This window comes from Pseudomonas sp. TH07 (genome assembly GCF_016651285.1).
Lineage (GTDB): Bacteria > Pseudomonadota > Gammaproteobacteria > Pseudomonadales > Pseudomonadaceae > Aquipseudomonas.
The window spans coordinates 5,566,520-5,582,940 of sequence record NZ_JAEKED010000001.1 but is presented as its reverse complement, the minus strand read 5'-3'; the positions used below and the strand labels follow the sequence as shown (position 1 = coordinate 5,582,940).

The 16,421-nt window shown below is 65.9% G+C and carries 18 protein-coding genes; 8 read left to right on the top strand and 10 right to left on the bottom strand.

From position 1 onward, the window contains the following. Positions 1-2 precede the first annotated feature (2 nt). A complete protein-coding gene (locus JFU57_RS25685; RefSeq protein ID WP_201131216.1) occupies positions 3-1,166 on the top strand; it encodes a DUF1624 domain-containing protein in 1,164 nt (387 codons plus the stop codon). Between the two features lie 219 nt (positions 1,167-1,385). Beyond that, a complete protein-coding gene (locus JFU57_RS25680; RefSeq protein WP_201131215.1) occupies positions 1,386-2,564 on the top strand; it encodes a sugar transporter in 1,179 nt (392 codons plus the stop codon). Between the two features lie 13 nt (positions 2,565-2,577). On the opposite strand, the gene JFU57_RS25675 is transcribed toward JFU57_RS25680, so the two are convergent. From JFU57_RS25675 to JFU57_RS25650, 6 genes are read right to left on the bottom strand one after another with little or no spacing between them, the layout of a single operon-like run. Continuing rightward, a complete protein-coding gene (locus tag JFU57_RS25675) occupies positions 2,578-3,540 on the bottom strand; it encodes a fatty acid desaturase (protein ID WP_201131214.1) in 963 nt (320 codons plus the stop codon). Continuing rightward, complete coding sequence (locus JFU57_RS25670; protein ID WP_201131213.1) at positions 3,527-4,132, bottom strand: phosphatase PAP2 family protein; 606 nt, start codon at positions 4,130-4,132, stop codon at positions 3,527-3,529. The genes JFU57_RS25675 and JFU57_RS25670 overlap by 14 nt, the downstream gene beginning before the upstream one ends. Before the next feature lie 36 nt (positions 4,133-4,168). After that, a complete protein-coding gene (locus JFU57_RS25665; RefSeq protein ID WP_201131212.1) occupies positions 4,169-5,260 on the bottom strand; it encodes a hypothetical protein in 1,092 nt (363 codons plus the stop codon). After that, positions 5,257-6,000, bottom strand: a complete 744-nt coding sequence (locus tag JFU57_RS25660) for a hypothetical protein (RefSeq protein ID WP_078469071.1) — start codon at positions 5,998-6,000, stop codon at positions 5,257-5,259. Before JFU57_RS25660 ends, JFU57_RS25665 begins: the two co-directional genes overlap by 4 nt. Continuing rightward, positions 5,997-7,022, bottom strand: coding sequence for a hypothetical protein (locus tag JFU57_RS25655; RefSeq protein ID WP_201131211.1), 1,026 nt, complete (start codon positions 7,020-7,022; stop codon positions 5,997-5,999). Before JFU57_RS25655 ends, JFU57_RS25660 begins: the two co-directional genes overlap by 4 nt. Before the next feature lie 53 nt (positions 7,023-7,075). After that, a complete protein-coding gene (locus JFU57_RS25650) occupies positions 7,076-8,137 on the bottom strand; it encodes a glycosyltransferase (RefSeq protein WP_201132202.1) in 1,062 nt (353 codons plus the stop codon). Between the two features lie 165 nt (positions 8,138-8,302). On the opposite strand from JFU57_RS25650, the gene JFU57_RS25645 reads away from it, so the two are divergent. The 4 genes from JFU57_RS25645 to JFU57_RS25630 all read left to right on the top strand — a co-directional run bounded on the left by JFU57_RS25645 (position 8,303) and on the right by JFU57_RS25630 (position 10,212). After that, a complete protein-coding gene (locus JFU57_RS25645) occupies positions 8,303-8,773 on the top strand; it encodes an SUKH-3 domain-containing protein (RefSeq protein WP_201131210.1) in 471 nt (156 codons plus the stop codon). A gap of 49 nt (positions 8,774-8,822) precedes the next feature. Then, entirely contained in the window at positions 8,823-8,966 is a 144-nt protein-coding gene (locus tag JFU57_RS25640; protein WP_201131209.1) for a hypothetical protein, read from the top strand. A gap of 77 nt (positions 8,967-9,043) precedes the next feature. Beyond that, the gene (locus JFU57_RS25635) at positions 9,044-9,475 is read left to right on the top strand and encodes a DNA methylase (protein WP_201131208.1); all 432 of its coding nucleotides are present in this window, start codon (positions 9,044-9,046) and stop codon (positions 9,473-9,475) included. Then, positions 9,472-10,212, top strand: a complete 741-nt coding sequence (locus JFU57_RS25630) for a DUF72 domain-containing protein (RefSeq protein WP_201131207.1) — start codon at positions 9,472-9,474, stop codon at positions 10,210-10,212. Before JFU57_RS25635 ends, JFU57_RS25630 begins: the two co-directional genes overlap by 4 nt. Here JFU57_RS25630 and JFU57_RS25625 read toward each other — a convergent pair. Beyond that, positions 10,209-11,093 (bottom strand): LysR substrate-binding domain-containing protein, encoded by an 885-nt coding sequence (locus tag JFU57_RS25625; protein ID WP_201131206.1) that lies wholly within the window; start codon positions 11,091-11,093, stop codon positions 10,209-10,211. The two genes, JFU57_RS25630 and JFU57_RS25625, sit on opposite strands and share 4 nt — an antisense overlap. A 151-nt stretch (positions 11,094-11,244) precedes the next feature. On the opposite strand from JFU57_RS25625, the gene JFU57_RS25620 reads away from it, so the two are divergent. Together JFU57_RS25620 and JFU57_RS25615 are read left to right on the top strand one after the other, a co-directional pair. Beyond that, complete coding sequence (locus JFU57_RS25620; RefSeq protein WP_201131205.1) at positions 11,245-12,018, top strand: SDR family NAD(P)-dependent oxidoreductase; 774 nt, start codon at positions 11,245-11,247, stop codon at positions 12,016-12,018. Positions 12,019-12,061: 43 nt separating this feature from the next. After that, positions 12,062-13,354 (top strand): MFS transporter, encoded by a 1,293-nt coding sequence (locus JFU57_RS25615; RefSeq protein WP_078469078.1) that lies wholly within the window; start codon positions 12,062-12,064, stop codon positions 13,352-13,354. Positions 13,355-13,400: 46 nt separating this feature from the next. Here the strand turns inward: JFU57_RS25615 and JFU57_RS25610 are convergent, their stop codons facing one another. From JFU57_RS25610 to JFU57_RS25600, 3 genes are read right to left on the bottom strand one after another with little or no spacing between them, the layout of a single operon-like run. Next, positions 13,401-14,372, bottom strand: a complete 972-nt coding sequence (locus tag JFU57_RS25610) for an aliphatic sulfonate ABC transporter substrate-binding protein (RefSeq protein ID WP_201131204.1) — start codon at positions 14,370-14,372, stop codon at positions 13,401-13,403. Then, the gene (locus JFU57_RS25605; protein ID WP_201131203.1) at positions 14,369-15,265 is read right to left on the bottom strand and encodes an ABC transporter substrate-binding protein; all 897 of its coding nucleotides are present in this window, start codon (positions 15,263-15,265) and stop codon (positions 14,369-14,371) included. Before JFU57_RS25605 ends, JFU57_RS25610 begins: the two co-directional genes overlap by 4 nt. Continuing rightward, positions 15,262-16,410 carry an LLM class flavin-dependent oxidoreductase gene (locus JFU57_RS25600; RefSeq protein WP_201131202.1) on the bottom strand — a complete coding sequence of 383 codons (1,149 nt, stop codon included), beginning with the start codon at positions 16,408-16,410 and terminating at the stop codon, positions 15,262-15,264. The genes JFU57_RS25605 and JFU57_RS25600 overlap by 4 nt, the downstream gene beginning before the upstream one ends. Positions 16,411-16,421 lie beyond the last annotated feature (11 nt).

The following is a 16,421-nucleotide window of genomic DNA, read 5'->3' as shown; positions in this document are numbered from 1 at the left end:
CCATGCCTGAAACTGTTGTTCGTCCTACCGTTGCCGGTCGCCTGCTCTCCATCGACGCGTTACGGGGGCTGGTGATTGTGTTCATGTTGCTGGACCACGTGCGTGAAACCTTTTTCCTGCATCGCCAGGTCACGGATCCCATGGATGTCGCTGGCACCGAGCCGGCCTTGTTCTTCAGCCGGACCCTGGCCCATTTGTGCGCCCCGGTGTTTGTCCTGCTGACCGGCTTGTCGGCCTATCTGTTTGGCGAGAAGTACGCCGGCAAGGCCGATGTTTGTGCCTTCCTGTTCAAGCGCGGGCTGTTCCTGGTGCTGCTGGAAATGACCCTGGTGAACTTCGCCTGGACCTTCCAGTTGCCGCCGACGGTGATCTACCTGCAGGTGATCTGGGCCATCGGCCTGAGCATGCTTGCGTTGTCGGCCATGGTCTGGCTGCCACGGCCGCTGCTGTTGCTGCTGAGCCTGGTGATCATCGCCGGGCACAACCTGCTGGACGGTCTGCACTTTACGCCGGATTCGGCCTTGCACCTGCCGTGGGCGGTGTTGCATGACCGCGGCTGGATCGAGTTTTCCGAAACCCTGCGTCTGCGCACCTCGTACCCGGTGCTGCCGTGGATCGGCGTGATCGGCCTGGGTTACGCCCTCGGACCCTGGTTCGGCAGGGCGGCGGATGCTGCGCTGCGCCAGCGCAGCCTGCTGATGGCGGGGCTGGCCGGGCTGGTGGGGTTTGGGGCGCTGCGCCTGCTCAATGGTTATGGCGAAAAGCCGTGGGCGGTGGGGGAGACCTGGTTGCAGACCCTGATGAGTTTTTTCAACATCACCAAGTACCCGCCGTCGCTGCTGTTTATCAGCCTGACCCTGAGCCTCGGCCTGTTGCTGCTGTTGTGGCTTGAGCGCCGCCAGGGCAGTCGCTGGCTCCTGCCGCTGACAGTGTTCGGTTCGGCGCCGATGTTTTTCTACCTGTTGCACCTGTATGTGTTGAAGGTCCTGTACCTGGTGGCCGTGGCCTGTTTCGGCCTGAATCAGGGCCGCTACTTCGGCTTCGATTCCGTGTGGGCGGTATGGCTGGTGGCGGGGTTGCTGGCCCTGGCCTTGTACCCGCCGGTGCGCTGGTTTTCGGCGCTCAAGGCGCGGCGTCGGGACATTGTCTGGCTCAAGTATTTTTAAGCCTCGGGCGGACCTCGTCCGAATCTATTGAAGGTCAATGTCAGTGCCGGGCCGCAGGCGGCTGGCTTGAAAATCCGTTCGATGAGTGCAAACAGGCGTCGCACAAGCCTATAGAATGCATCCCCTGCGGGTGCCGTTCGCCAGGATGCGCCGCCTTGCCCGCAGCCTTGGGTCCAGCCTGGACCTGTTTGATCATCGATTGAGTACTACGACCTTTACATGAGCAATTCTGCGGCTACACCTCAGGCTACTTGGCAGCCGGTCATCGCTCTGGCGCTGGCGGCCTTTGTATTCAATACCACCGAGTTCGTGCCGGTGGGGCTGTTGAGTTCGATCGGCAGCAGCTTCGACCTGTCCACCGCACGGGTCGGGCTGATGCTGACGATTTATGCCTGGGTGGTGTCCCTGACGTCACTGCCGGTGATGCTGCTGACGCGCAACGTCGAACGCCGCAAGCTGTTGCTGGTGCTGTTCGGGATGTTTATCGCCAGCCATATTGTGTCCAGCCTCGCCACCAGCTTCGGCATGTTGCTGGTCAGCCGGATCGGCGTGGCGCTGTCCCATGCCCTGTTCTGGTCCATTACCGCCTCCCTGGCCGTGCGCCTGGCGCCGGAGGGCAAGCAGGTGCAGGCCTTGGGGCTGCTGGCCACTGGCACGTCTCTGGCCATGGTGCTGGGCATTCCCCTGGGCCGGCTGCTGGGCGAGGCCATGGGCTGGCGCACCACCTTTCTGGTGATCGCCGGGTTTGCTGCGCTGCTGGTGTTGTGGCTGACCCGGGCCTTGCCGCTGTTGCCGAGCCAGAACTCGGGCTCCCTGCGCAGCCTGCCGCTGCTGTTCAAGCGCCCGGCGCTGGTGGCCGTGTATGTGCTGACGGCGCTGGTGGTGACCGCGCAGTTCACCGCCTACAGCTACATCGAACCCTTCGTGCAGGAAGTGGCCGGCCTCAGCGGTGAGGTGGTGACCCTGATCCTGCTGCTGTTTGGCGGTGCCGGGATCCTGGGGTCGCTGTGCTTCAGCTGGTTTCACCGCTACGGCCCGCAGCGCTTCCTGATGACCGCCGTGACCTTGCTCACCCTGTGCCTGCTGCTGTTGTGGCCGGCCAGCGCCGGGGTCGAGTACCTGGGGATCCTCAGTGTGGTCTGGGGCATGGCGATCATGGGGTTTGGCCTGGCCCTGCAATCCAAGGTGCTGGTGCTGGCGCCGGATGCCACCGATGTGGCGATGGCGATGTTTTCCGGCATCTACAACATCGGCATTGGCGGCGGCGCACTGCTGGGCAGTTGGGTCGGCGGTCAGCTCGGTTTCGCCTACATAGGGCTGGGCGGTGGATCTCTGGCGGCCCTGGCCCTGCTGTTTTACGGGGTGGCCATGCACCGCCTCGTTCGCTCGGCGGGCTGATTTGCCCGGGGCGTCAGGCCGGCGATTTCGCTGCCGGGTAGCTGACCTCCCGCAAGACCCCGATGTAGCCGTTATAGAGATTGCGGCTCGGCACCAACTGTTGCGCGACCAATTGCCGATGCACCCGCTGCAGGTGGTAGAAGGGCAGCCGCACATAGAGGTGGTGCTCAATGTGGTAGTGGATGCCATGGGGGCCGCAGATAAAGGTCTGCCAGTTCGGCCGCACAATACTGCGCGCGTTCTGGCTCTGATCGTCACAGGCGGGCAGGCCGGCATGTTCCATGATCGCCCGCACCCGGCCCATCAGCGGCAGCAGGGTAATGGCTGGCAGCAACCACAAGCCCAGGTAGAGCCAGGGGTGTCCCGCCCAGGCCAGCAGGCCGAACAACAGCCCATTGCTGAGCAGCATGGAACAGACTTCCGAGAGCACTTGCCGCGGCGACTTGTCGACCTTGGGCATGATCGCGCGGTAGTCGCCCCGGGCGAACTTGAAGGCGCTGATGACGTAACCCACCCCGCATAGATCCGCCAGCAGCCGCGTCGCCAGCTTGCCCCGTGGCAGTGGGTAGTCCCCCAGGCCAAACACCGCGACCACCGGGTCGTCATGCTGCATGGGGTCGAGGTGATGCTTGAGGTGCCCGGCGCGGTAGGTCTGCATCGAAATAAACAGCGGGCCGGCGGCGCACCATTGGCCGAGCAGGTCGTTGAGCTTCTGCCGCGGCAACAGCACGCCATGGGCGCTCTCATGCATGATCACCGCCAGCGCCAACTGGCTGCGGGCGATGAGCAGCGCCGCCAGCAGGTAGGTCACGGGGTGCGGCCAGAAGATGGCGCCGGCGAAGGCCGCAGCGATCAGGCCCCAGTCGGCCAGCAGCGCCAACAGGCTGATCCAGGGCTTGAGCGCAAACAGCTCGGCGGCCGGGGCAAAGGCATTCAGCGCCTGGTTGTTGCCGGCACGGGAGTTAGACGGGGACACGGGCGTTGCTTCCTTGTCGTTGGGTGGCCAGGGCACAGGCCAGGGCCAGCAGCACACCGCCGGCGACATCGACCAGCGTGTGTTGCTTGAGGGTCAGGGTTGACAGGCAGATCAGCAGCCCGACGCCTGCGGTGAGCCAGCGCCGGGGGTGATCCCAGAGCGCCCGGCAGGCGAGGCCGGTCACTGCCACGTGCAGGCTGGGGCAGCCATTGGACGCCAGGTCCAGCTGCCACATCCGGCTCAGGCGCTGTTGCAGAAAAGCATTGTCGAGTGCGCCGATATCGGGCCGTGGCACGAACTCGGGGAACAGCCAGAAGCACAGCAGGGCGACCACGAACGCCAGCCCGGTGGCGCTGCGCAAGCGCCTGAAGCCGTCGGCGCTGGTGTAGGCCGCCGCCAGCACCACAAACGGGAAAAACAGCACATACAGCCACCACGAATGAGGGATGAACGGGATCAGCTCATCCAGCGGCGTGACCCAGTTGTAGTGCGGGGTAATGCTGTGCTCCAGGGCGATGAAAACCCCCAGGCCCAGCAGCAGGCCGAGCAACGCCAGCAGCGCCTGGCGATAGTCCGGGACCGGGTGCGGCAAGGGGCGCTGGGGGAGGGCTGGCGCATTGCAGAGGACTCAGAGGCTGAGCAGGCGGCTGACCCAGGCGTCGATCCGCGCCTGGGCGCGTTCCGGGCCTGCCGCGCTTGCCGGGCTCGGCGCCGCGGCGGCCAGTTGCGTCGCTGCCTGAGTCACCTGGCGCTGGAAGTCGGCCCCGTCGCCGCGCCAGGTCACCACTCGGTGCAGCACCTGCAACTGGGCGGCGCGGGCCGCATTGGTGGCTTGTTCGGGCTGGTCGCTGAGGACCAGGATGATCGGCCGCTGGTAGACCAGGGCAATCGACAGTGCGGCCATGCCCGGTGCCGACACCATCAATTGCGCCTGCGCCGCACGGCTGGCCCAGTCCGGGTCCACCGCCAGCCAGCCGTCGCGCCCGGCATAACCCTCACCGACCCGGTGCGCATCGAGGCCCGCAGCCGCCAGGCCCGCGCTCAAGGCGTCGGCCAGGGCCGGCTCGCTGAAATGCGGGTTGAGGTACACCGCCGCGCCGTCGCAGGTTTCGGCGGGCAATGGGTTGGCCAGGGCCACCGGGGTCGGCAGGCAATACAGGGCCGGGGCCTGGGTGTCGTCGATGTCGTAGGCGAAGTCATGTTCGATCGAGGCACGCGCCGCGTCGATCTGGCGCCCGACAATCCAGCCGAACAGGCGCCCGAACTGGCGTGGCCACATGCCCTCGAAATTGTTGATCAGGGCGACCTTGAGGCTCGCCCCGTACACATGCACCACCTTGCGCCGCCAGCCGGGCAGCATGCCCATGTACAGCAGCGCCGGGTGGAAGGAGTCGTTGATCACCAGGTCTGCGTGCTGCAGCCGCCGACGCAGGCGGCCGATATCGCGCAGCATGCGGGCGGGGCGAAACAGGTAATGGGCGACATTGCGGTTGGTGGCCTTGCGTAGCATGTTCTGCTCGCTGTCGAACTGCACCGCGTAGTGCTCGGACAGGATCTCGGAGTCGACGCCAAAGCGCTGCAGGAAGCGCTGCCCTTGTTCAGAGGTGGTCAGTACATCGACCTGGGCCCCGGCCTGGCGCAGGGCATGCACCAGCAGTTGCGCGCGCATCAGGTGGCCGCGGGCGTCGGCAGTCGCCAGGTACAGAATGCGTGAACTCATCGGGCATGGCCGCCTGTGCTGCGCAAGCCGCCAAACACCCAGCCGGCGATGTACATTGCCAGCGCGCCGGTCACGCCAAAACGGGCATCGACGGCACGAATCTCTTTCAGCAAGCGCGCCAGATGCGGCAACTCCCGGGGCGCGACGATGCGGCGCAGGGTGTTCTCGCACAGGCGCACATGGCCTTTTTCATCGGCGAGCACCCGAGACAACAGCGGGTACAGGCCGTGTTCGGCACCAATCACCCCACAGTGTCGGCCCAGCACTCGCTCGGCCATCTGCTCGGCGCAGAGCCCAGTGGCATAGGCGGGCACCAGCAGGCCGTGTTCGAAATGCCCGGCGTACTCATGGGCCAGACGTTGCCAGCGCTGGATCTTGCGCCGGCTGAGCCAGTCCGGTTCGAGGCGTGTGGCGCCGTCGTCGCCGACCGCGCGCAAGGCCTCGGTGAACAGCGTCACGTGCCGGCGTTCATCGGCCAGGTGCTGTTCGACCTGGCGTTCGAGCCAGGGCGGCGATTGCGGCATCAATTCGTCGAGCAGCGCGCGTTCCGTGGCGTCTTCGCCGGCCAGGTACATGCGCAGCAGCAGGCGCTCGCCACGAGGGCTGCGGTGCAGGCGCGACAGGGCTGCGCGCTTGATGCGGTCCACCAGACGCGCTTGCAGCGCGCCCAGACCCTCAGGGCTGGGCGTGGCCAGGCAACTGAAGTCAGCGGCGTCGGCGCTGTGTTCGAGCACATTCATTGGGCGGGCTGCGGCGCGCCGCCGCTGGCCACCGAAGTCACAACCTGTGGGCTGCGATGCCATGCCAGGATCAGGCCGATAAAGCTGTCGCGCATAAAGGCAGCACCTGAGGCGGCGGCCTCGGGAAAGCTTTCTTCAACACCGTTGTAACGCAGGTAACCCTTGCCGTTGATAGCGCCGAGTTCCAGGGTGTCGCGCTTGTTGAACCCGCGCTGGCGCACGTCCTTGAGCAGCGGGCTGTCTTCCAGGCCGAACACGAACAGTTGGCGCTGCACCACCCAGACCGGGATCTGGCCGCTCAGGGCCTGCAACTTGAGGTTCCAGGTGCCGCTCGCCAGCAGTGGGTTCAATTCGGCGCTGTTCGGTTGGTCAGAGGTAAAGCTGGCGCGCATCAGGGACTTGGAGACGCGACCGACGCCGAGGGCGATGGTGATGTCATCGGCGGCCGGGTTCTTGGCGTCGCTGGGGCGTACGGCGACGAAGTAACTGGCGACACGAGCGGCCAGCGACGGCTGGGCCAGGACCTTGCGGGCCTGCTCGGCAGTGAACAGTACGCGTTCGCTGCTGCCCTCGCGGACGCTGATCTGGTACGGATCGAGTTCGATCGCGCTGAACTTGCCGCGCACCGGGGAGTGCACGTAGGTGTCGGACTTCCACACCTGGCCCGTGCGCCGCAGCAGCACATGCAGGCTCAGGGGCACGCGCTGGCCATCGGCGGCCAGGCCGCTGCCGTGCAGCAGCACATCGCCGATCACGGTCTTGCTGTCGTGCTTGGCGTCGGCGGCAATCACGATGGCGTGGGTCTGGGCGTCGACGCTGGCACGGGCGTCGGCCACGTCCAGGGCGATGCGGTTGCAGCTGTTGTCAACGCTGCTGGCGGTGGCGCAGCCGGTGCCGGAAGCGAAGTGGAACACCCCGCGCCCGCTGAACTCGGAGGGCGCGGCCTGGGCCTGGCCGCTCAGTGTCAGCAGTGCCAGGCACGCCAGGGAATAGCCGAGTGACGCAATCGAATGGGGTTTCATGCTGACTTCCTGTGGGCACTTGATGGGCGGCGACAAAAGGGGAGGGATGGGGATCAATCCAGGTTGCGGTGATAAGACAGCGCTTCACTGTGACGGGCACTGGCGCGACCCACCGAGACGCCGCAGCCACGGATCACCGCGCCGGCAGTATCCAGCAGCGACATGCCGATCACGACGGCCATCGCCGCCAGGCGCCGTACGCCATGCACGGGCGGCAGATCCTGGTGATTCAGCGCTCGCAGGCTGTAGCCCAGGCGCCCGGCCATCACGCACAAGGGGCCGATCGGCCCGCTGCGTCCCAGCCATTGCAGCCAGCTCGGCATATAGGCGCGTACCAGGTAGGGGGTGAGGTCGACGCTGTCGCCGCCCCGTAGCCAGCGCAGCTTGATCACTTCGCCCTGGCTGTCGGGCAGGCGGTGTTCGGTGTGCGCCCGCGGCGCATAAGCCACCGCCACGCCTGCGGCCTGCATGCGCAAGCCCATGACCTGGCAGTGGGCGCGGTACACGCCATCGAGGGGCTCGTAGCGGTGCTGCTCGAAAGTGTCACAGCGAAAGGCCACGTTGTTGGCGTAGAAATTACGCGTGGCGCCGCTGCGCAGCGGGCTGGGGAAGTACATGAAGTCGATGGAGGTCAGTGCGCTGCCGGTGATGCTCGGCGCGTAACTGGTGCGCCCGGCCACCGCGACCGGTGCGTCAGGCTCGGTGAAGGGCAGAAGCAATTGTTGCAGCCAGTCGACGCAGGGCAGGCAATCGGCATCGGCGAACACCACGTACTGGCAGCGCGCCTGGTCGACACCGTCGAAGCCGACATTCTTCGCGTCGTAGTAGCCGGTGCGGGCATCGATCTCGACGAAGTCCAGGGGCCGTCCGGCCAGGACGCACAGCGCCTGGCGCGCCTGCGAGTCGAGGCCGTCGTGGGTGATGACCCACTGCGCCAGGGACAAGGGGGAGACACTCTGCTGGGCAAACCGGGCGATCAGGCGCTTGAGGCTGTTCAGGGCCTCCACGGCGTCTTTGCCACCGCGCAGGTTGTTGGTTTCCAGGACCAGGGCGGTCGTGGCGGCGATGTCGGCCAGGCGTTGCTGCATGCCGTCGCCGTGGGGCGGCGTCGACATCCCGGCTGTCGTTTCTTGGCTATCCATTTCGGGCGTATCTCTGAAAAAAGCGGGGCTACCGGCCGGCCTGATATGCAGTCGTTCCAGCAACTCGGGGTGTCGCGGGCGCAATCACAGCATTATCCTTGAAAATATTCAAACACTGACTGTGACCGGACATTGCCCATGCCCCTGCCGATCGACCTTCCCGAGACCCTTCGCCCCTTGTTCCTGGCCGCGGGCTGGCCGGCCACCCACACTGAACCGCTCCCGGATTTCGTTCCGTCCTGGCACCCGGCCACAGCCCTGCTCCAACAGCTCGCCGGCCTGCAGGTGGGCACCTGTGACACAGGCGAAGAGTGCGCCACCAGCGATGTCGTCTTTGGCACCTTCGAGCACCTGCATGGGGACGAAGACTTTCTGGCCTGGCAACAACGCCTGGGCAGCACCTTGGTCAGCATCGCCGAAGTCCATCACGGCCACGGCGCGCTGTTGATGGACGAACAGGGCCGCTGCTACGTCTTGAGCATCATTCATGACGGGTTCTGGCTACAGGGCCGGACCTTTGCCCAGGCCGTTGAAACCCTAGTGTTCGGGCGCAAGGCCGGTGCGCAGGTGGCGCTGGCCACCCCCGGCGCCGTGCCCGCCATTCCTTGAACCCCGAGCACTGAGAGGCGACGGCCCATGGCACGGTGCAGGCCGTGGCATGGGCGTGCCGTTCCTGATGGCCGAGTCGGAGATGTTCGCCAGTGTGCCCATGGCGGTCGGCCGGAGGGTTTATCACCACCCGGCCAACCGCTGGCTGGAGGCCTTCATTCGCTTGCCGGGGGATTTTGCGCCCCTGGAGTGAAGGCCGCATTCCGGTGGAACCCCGGTGCGCGCGGCGGGTTCTGACCTAGTACCTGCCAGAACAAAAGGGATGCACCTATGGGCCGCGCGATCAGTGCCAGTGACCTGGGTATCGACTTGCAGCCGGGGGCTGAACCGGCGTTGTTCTGCTGGTTGATCGCCAGCTTCCTGATGGGCAAGCGCATCCAGGCCGATATCGCAGCCCGGGCCTACCGGATGATCGTGCAGCAGCATGGGCGCGATACCCCGCGCAAACTGGCCGCGTGCAGCCATCGCGAGCTGGTGCGGATGCTCGGCGAGGCGCATTACGTGCGCTATGACGAAAGCACCGCGCAGCGCCTGTCGAGTCTGTGTCAGGCGTTGCTCGATGAGTATTCGGGCCAGGTCGGCGAGATCCGGGCCGCCAGCCTCGACCGCAAGGCCTTCGAGCAGCGGCTGCTGGCGTTTGCCGGGGTCGGACCGAAGACCGTCGAGATATTTATGCGCGATGCCGCTGCGGTGCTCTTTTGAACGCCCCGATCGCCAGGCCGGCGCTGGCAATCGGCTGCGCCGGTTGGAGCCTGCCCCGTGAGCATTGGCCGCGCTTTCCCACCCAGGGCAGTCAGTTGCAGCGCTATGCCACGCAGCTTTCGGCGGTGGAGATCAACAGCTCGTTCTACCGCCCCCATCGTCCGCAAACCTACCTGCGCTGGGGGCAGTCAGTGACGCCGGGGTTTGCCTTCTCGGTCAAACTGGCGAAGCAGATAACCCATGTGCAGCGCTTGCAGGCCTGTGACGGGCTGCTCGACGAATTCCTCGGCCAGTGCCTGCAATTGGGGGCCGCCATGGGCTGCCTGCTGGTGCAATTGCCGCCATCCCTGAGTTACGACGAGGCCACGGCCCGAGGGTTTTTCGAGGCCTTGCGCCAGCGCTATGCCGGGCCGGTGGCGCTGGAACCGCGCCATGCCAGCTGGCTTCACGCCCAGGCCTTGCTGGTTGAATTGCAGATCGCCCAGGTCGCGGCCGACCCGTCGCCGATTGCCGGCGGTGATCAGCCCCGGGGCTGGTCGGGCCTGCAGTATTGGCGCTGGCATGGCTCGCCGCGGATCTATCACAGTGCCTACTCCCGCAGCCGCTTGCAGGCACTGGCGGATGAGGTGCGGCGCGCACGTGCGGCGCAGATCCCGACCTGGTGCATCTTCGACAACACGGCCAGCGGCCATGCCGTCGAGGATGCCTTGACCCTGCAACAGCTGGTGCAGGCCTAGGCAGTGAACAACAACTCCTGTAGCAGGCTGAACACCGTGGTTTTGACTGCGCTGTCGAGGTCGACCCAGGCCAGGCCGGTGGTGGCGCGGTAGCTGCCCAGGTCCAGGGGTCTGGCAATGACATTGGCCGGCAGCGCACGCCCGGCGTTGGCTGGCAGCAGGCCGACCCCAAGCCCGGCCGACACCAGGGCCAGCATGGTGGTGAATTCGCCCAGCTCCGAGGCGATTTGCAACTGCGCGCCCTGGCGCTCCAGCGCCTGCAGCAGCCCATCGTAAAACCCTGGCGCGTAACGCCGGGCCAGGATCAGCAGCGGCAGCTGCGCCAGGTCCGTGGGGTGCAGGCTGCTGCTGGAGGCCAGGGGATGGTCACCGGGCAGGGCGACGATAAAACTTTCCTGCAGCACCTCACGGGTCTGGATCCCGGGGATGATCGCTGGCAAGCGCATCAGGCCGAAATCCAGTTGGGCATTTTTCAGCGCCGTGGCCTGGTCCGGGCCGGGCATGTCCTTGAGCTCCAGTTCGATCCGCGGGAAGCGCTCATGCAGAGTCCGGATCAGGTCAGGCAGCAGTTGGGGCAGCACTGAGGAAATAAACCCCAGGCGCACCCGGCCGATTTCCCCCCGCCCGGAGGCCCGGGCCACGTCGGCGGCATGGGCGGCCTGGTGCAGGGTGGCGCGCGCCTCGGGCAGGAAGATCGTACCGACCTGAGTCAGCGCCACCGAGTGTCGGTTGCGCTCGAACAGACGCACGCCCAGCTCTTCTTCCAGCAGCTTGATCTGCATGCTCAGTGCCGGCTGCACGATGGACAGGCGCTGGGCCGCGCGACCGAAGTGCAGCTCCTGGGCCAGGGTCACGAAGGCGCGCAAATGTTTGATTTCCACGGGGTGGCTCCGGGGCTGGCTGGGGTCTGGGATGGTGATCATAGATTTTGATGACCAGATCAGAAATGACGATTGGACGTTGTCCGTGCCCTGGGGTGAACTGGCGCCCAAGGCCTGCAGCACAATAAACGGCCGCTTTACGGAGAACAGCATGTCATTCAGCACCAGCAGCTTCCTGCTTGAAGGCCGCACGGCCCTGATCACCGGTTCCGGCAAGGGCATCGGCCTGGAGCTGGCCCGGGGCCTGGGCGCCGCCGGCGCCAGGGTGGTGATCAACGATCGCAATAGAGACAAGGCTGAGTCTATTGCCAGTCTGTTGCGCGACGAAGGGCTTGAGGTCGAGATCGCGGTATTCGACGTCACCGACCGCGCGCAGTTGTTCGAGGCCATCGACGCTTTCGAGGCGCAGTACGGGGCCATCGATATCCTGGTCAACAACGCCGGGATCCAGCGTCGCGCGCCGCTGGAGGATTTCGCTGCCAATGACTGGCACGAGCTGATGCGGGTCAATCTCGACGGCGTGTTCCATGTCTCCCAGGCGGTGGCGCGGCATATGATCGGTCGCGGTCGCGGCAAGATCATCAATATCTGCTCCGTGCAAAGCGAACTGGCGCGCCCGACCATCGCCCCTTACGCCGCGTCCAAGGGCGCGGTGAAGATGCTGACCAAGGGCATGTGCGCCGAATGGGCACGCCACGGGATCCAGGCCAATGGTCTGGCGCCGGGCTACTTCGCGACTCAGATGAACCAGGCGCTGGTGGACAACCAGGCGTTTTCCCAATGGCTGTGCCAACGCACGCCGGCCGGGCGCTGGGGGCGGGTCGAGGAGCTGTGCGGCACCGCGGTGTTCCTGGCCTCCGCGGCGTCGGACTTCATCAACGGACAAACCATCTTTGTCGACGGCGGCCTGACCAGCGTCGTGTGAAACCGTACTGCGTACCTGAAAAAAACAACAACAGGGGACACCCATGAGCACACTCAAATCCCGGTCACTGCCGCTGCCGGCCATTAGCGGCGAGGCGTCCACGGCCTTCGCGCCGAAACGCTGGCTGTACCTGATTCCACTGATTTTCATCACCTACAGCCTGGCCTACCTGGATCGGGCCAACTACGGCTTCGCCAGCGCCGTGGGCATCGAGCAGGACCTGGGCATCAGCAAGAGCACGTCGTCGCTGATCGGCGCGCTGTTTTTCCTCGGCTACTTTTTCTTCCAGGTGCCGGGGGCCATCTACGCGCAGAAATACAGCGTACGCAAACTGGTGTTCTGCAGCCTGATCCTGTGGGGCGTCTGCGCCATGGCCACCGGGCTGGTGACCAATATCCCGATGCTGATGGTGATCCGCGTCTCCCTGGGTATCGTTGAAGCCGCGGTAATGCCGGCGATGCTGATCTTCATCAGCAACTGGTTCACCCGCAAGGAACGCTCCCGGGCCAATACCTTCCTGGTGCTGGGCAACCCGGTCACCGTGCTCTGGATGTCGGTGCTCTCGGGCTACCTGATCCAGGCCTGGGGCTGGCGTGAAATGTTCATCATCGAAGGCGCTCCGGCGGTGCTCTGGGCCTTTGTCTGGTGGCGCATGGCGCGGGACAAACCGGAACAGGTCGACTGGCTGAGCCGCGAGGAAAAGACGCAACTGGCCGCGACCCTGGCCAGTGAGCAGCAAGGCCTGAAGGCCGTGCGCAACTATCGCCAGGCCTTTACCAGCCCGGTGGTGATCCAGCTGTGCTGTGTGCATGCGTTGTGGAGCATCGGGGTCTACGGCTTCATCATGTGGCTGCCGACCATCATCAAACAGGCGGCGGCCGCCGATATCGTCACCGTCGGCTGGCTGAGCGCGGTGCCCTATGTCGCGGCTGTGGCGGCGATGCTGGTGGTGTCCTGGGCCTCGGACAAATCCCAGCAACGCAAACATTTCATCTGGCCGCTGCTGGCGCTGGGGGCCTTGGCGTTTTTCTGCTCGTACCTGCTGGGCTCGACCCACTTCTGGCTGTCGTTCGCCCTGCTGAGCATTGCCGGCGCGGCGCTGTACGCACCCTACGGGCCCTTTTTCGCGCTGATCCCGGAGATCATCCCGGCCAACGTGTTCGGCGGTGCCATTGGCCTGATCAATGCCTGCGGTGCCCTGGGGGCCTTTATCGGTTCGTGGATCGTCGGCCACCTGATCGGCCTCACCGGCAACCCGGGGGCGGCCTACATCTTCATGACTGTTGGGGTGCTGTCCTCGGCGCTGCTGATGGCCTGGGTCAAGGTCCGGCGCTGACCCAACCACCGGGATAACGGGCGCGCAGCCCGGTATCCCGGTCGGCTTACTCGGCGTTGCCCAGGTCCACCACATGCTCAAGGATCACCGGCTGCTGGCGAATGATCTGCTTGCGCCAGTACCAGTCGGCAATGTGCTGGATCTGCTCCACCTGTTGCGCACCCACTGCCAGCAAGGGCGAGGTGTTGGTCGCGCCCAGTTGCCGAGCGACCTCTTCACTCTGGTTGCCCATCTGCCTGGCCCAGATCCGACCCGCTTCCAGAGGGTGATCGCGGGCCCAGCGGTTGCTGCGTTGCAGCACCTCCAGCACGGCTTTCACCACCTGGGGATGAGCCGCGAGGAAGTCCTGGCGGATAAAGTAGCCGGCGGCGTTCTCCGAACCCAGTTGCTGGCCGTTGATCAGCAGACGCCCGCCGTAATTGTTTTGCGCCAGGGCCAGGTACGGGTCCCAGGTGGCCCAGGCGTCCACATGCCCGGAGGCAAACGCCGAGCTGCTGTCGGTGGGGCTCAGGTACTGCTTGTGCACGCTGCCTTCATCGATGCCGGCGGTTTCCAGGGCGCGGGACAACAGGTACTCGCCGGTGCCGCCCCGGTTGACCGCGACGGTTTTGCCCGGCAGGTCGGCCAGGCTGTGAATCGGTGCCTGGTCCTTGACCACAATCCCTTCACCATTGGCCGGCATCGGCTGGTAGCCGAACATGCTCATCGGCATGCCCCCGGCAATCGCCGTGACAAAGGCGGTGGAGCTGCCGCTGGTGAGGTCCAGGGAGCCGCCATTGAGGGCTTCATAGGCCGGCGCCGCCGCCGGGAACGGCCCCAGCCAGCGGACCTTGACCGCAAGCCCGGCCAACTCTTTTTCCAGCTCGCCGGTGTCGCGTACCAGGGACAGGTCCGAAGGGCCACGCAGGTAACCGATGCGCAGTTCCAGTGGCTCGGCCTGGGCGTTGGCGCACAGCAGCCAGGCGCTCAGGCCGAGGCTGGTGAACAGCGCGAAGGCGCTAGGGCTCGATGCTTTCATGACAGCTCCGTGGACAGTGACAAGTCGCGGCCGAGGCTCGGTGGCAGGGCATTGTTCAGCAGCCCGGCGCTGAACAGCAGGCGGGCCTGCTGGTCCTGCTCGTCAAGGATTGGCTGCCGGGCCGGCTCAATGCCCCAGGGGCGCTGACGCAGGCTGGCGGCCCAGGTGCTGGCGGCAACCTGTTGCGGGTGGCTGCCGGCCAGCAACTCGGCTGCCTGCTCGATATGCCCGGCGATCCAGCGGTCATTCTCGGCCAGGGCCTGGAACACCAACTGCGCCTGCTGCGGCTCGCGCTCGACCCAGGACCGGTTGGCCCAGAACAGCGAGCGATTGGGGATGAAGTCGCCGGCCTGGCCCAGGGCTCGCACCTGGCCGGTCTGCAACTGCTCGCTGAGCAGCGGGTCGAGGGCGGCCCAGGCCTGGACCCGACCTGCCTGCAGCGCGTGCTGGCCTTCGCGCCCGGGCAGGTCCAGCACCTCCACGGCCTGGTAGTCCAGGTGGTGGCTGTGCAGGGCCTGGGCCAGGAAGTGATCGGTGTAGGAACCCACGGTGCTGGCGATGCGGCTGCCCCGCAGCTGGTCGATGCGCTGCAGCGGGCTGTCGGCCAGCACCAGCAAGGCGCTGCTGGTCTGGCGCGAGGCCGAGGCGCCGACGTAGACCAGGTCGACCCCGGCGGCCCGGCTATAGAGCGGCGGTGTCGAGCCGGTGCCGACCCAGTCGACCTGGTCTTGTTGCAGGAGCCTGCCGCTGTCACGGCCTTCGGCGTAATCCAGCCAGTGCACGGCCAAGCCCCGGGCCTCGGCCAGTGCCTCCAGGTGCCGGCGCTGGCGCAGGATAAACAGCGACAGGTTCATCGGATGGCTGCCGATACGCAGGGTTTGGGCGCGGCTCATGAGGGTTGCTCCGCACTGGCGACCGGGCTGTCCCAGAGGTTGCCCCAGGTAAAGCGCTGCTCGGTATCGGCCTCGACTGCCTGGCTCGGCAGGCGCGTGACCGGGAGCCGTGGCAGCACCTGTTCGCCGAAGCGGTAGGCCTCTTCGAGCAGGGGGAAGCCGGAGAGGATAAACACCTCGATGCCGGCATCGGCGTATTCCTTGATGACCCGCTCTACGGTGTCCGGGCTGCCGACAATCGCGGTGCCCGGGCCGGGACGCACCAGGCCGATGCCGGCCCACAGGTTGGGGTAGATCTCCAGGTCGCGGGCGTTCTGTGGTCGGCGTTCGCCGTGCAGCGCGGTCATGCGTGCCTGGCCCACCGAATCGGAATTCTTCGCCAGGGCCTGGCGGTTGGCGATGGCTTGATCGTCCATCCCGGCGTACAGCTCATCCACTGCGGCCCAGGCTTTTTCATCGGTGTCGCGCAGGATCACATACAGCCGGATACCAAAGCGCAGGGTGCGCCCATGGGCCGCCGCACGCTGGCGTACCTGGGCAATTTTCTCGGCGGCCTGGGGCGGGGTTTCGCCCCAGCTCAGGTAGGTGTCGACGTGTTTTGCGGCAATTTCCTGGGCCACCTCGGACGAGCCGCCAAACCACAGCGGCGGCGCATATTGCGGGCCGCCGGGCAGGGCCAGGCGTGCTTCGCGGATATCGAAATACTCGCCCTTGAAGTTCACCGTCTCACCGGCCAGCAGCGGCTTGAGCACGCTCAGGAACTCGTCGCCCAGGGCATAGCGGCCGTCGTGGCTCATGTTCAGGCCGTAGGCGCCCAGGGTGTTGGCGTCACCGCTGACCACATTGAGCAGCAGCCGGCCCTTGGACAGGTGGCTGAAGGTCAGGGCCATCTTGGCCAGCAGGGTGGGCGAGATCAGCCCGGGCTGGATGGCGATCAGAAAGCGGAAATTTTCGGTAAAGGGAATCAGCGATGCCCCGAGAATCCAGGGGTCGTGGGCGCCCGTGGCCAGCAGGGCCCCGGTAAAGCCCAGGTGGTCGACGGCCCGCGCCACTTGTTGCAGGTAGGGGTAGGTCACCGCGCGCGAACCGCTGGCGGTCCAGGGCTGAGGGCCATCGGGGGCGGTCAGGTACCAATAGATTTCCATGTGTTGCTCCT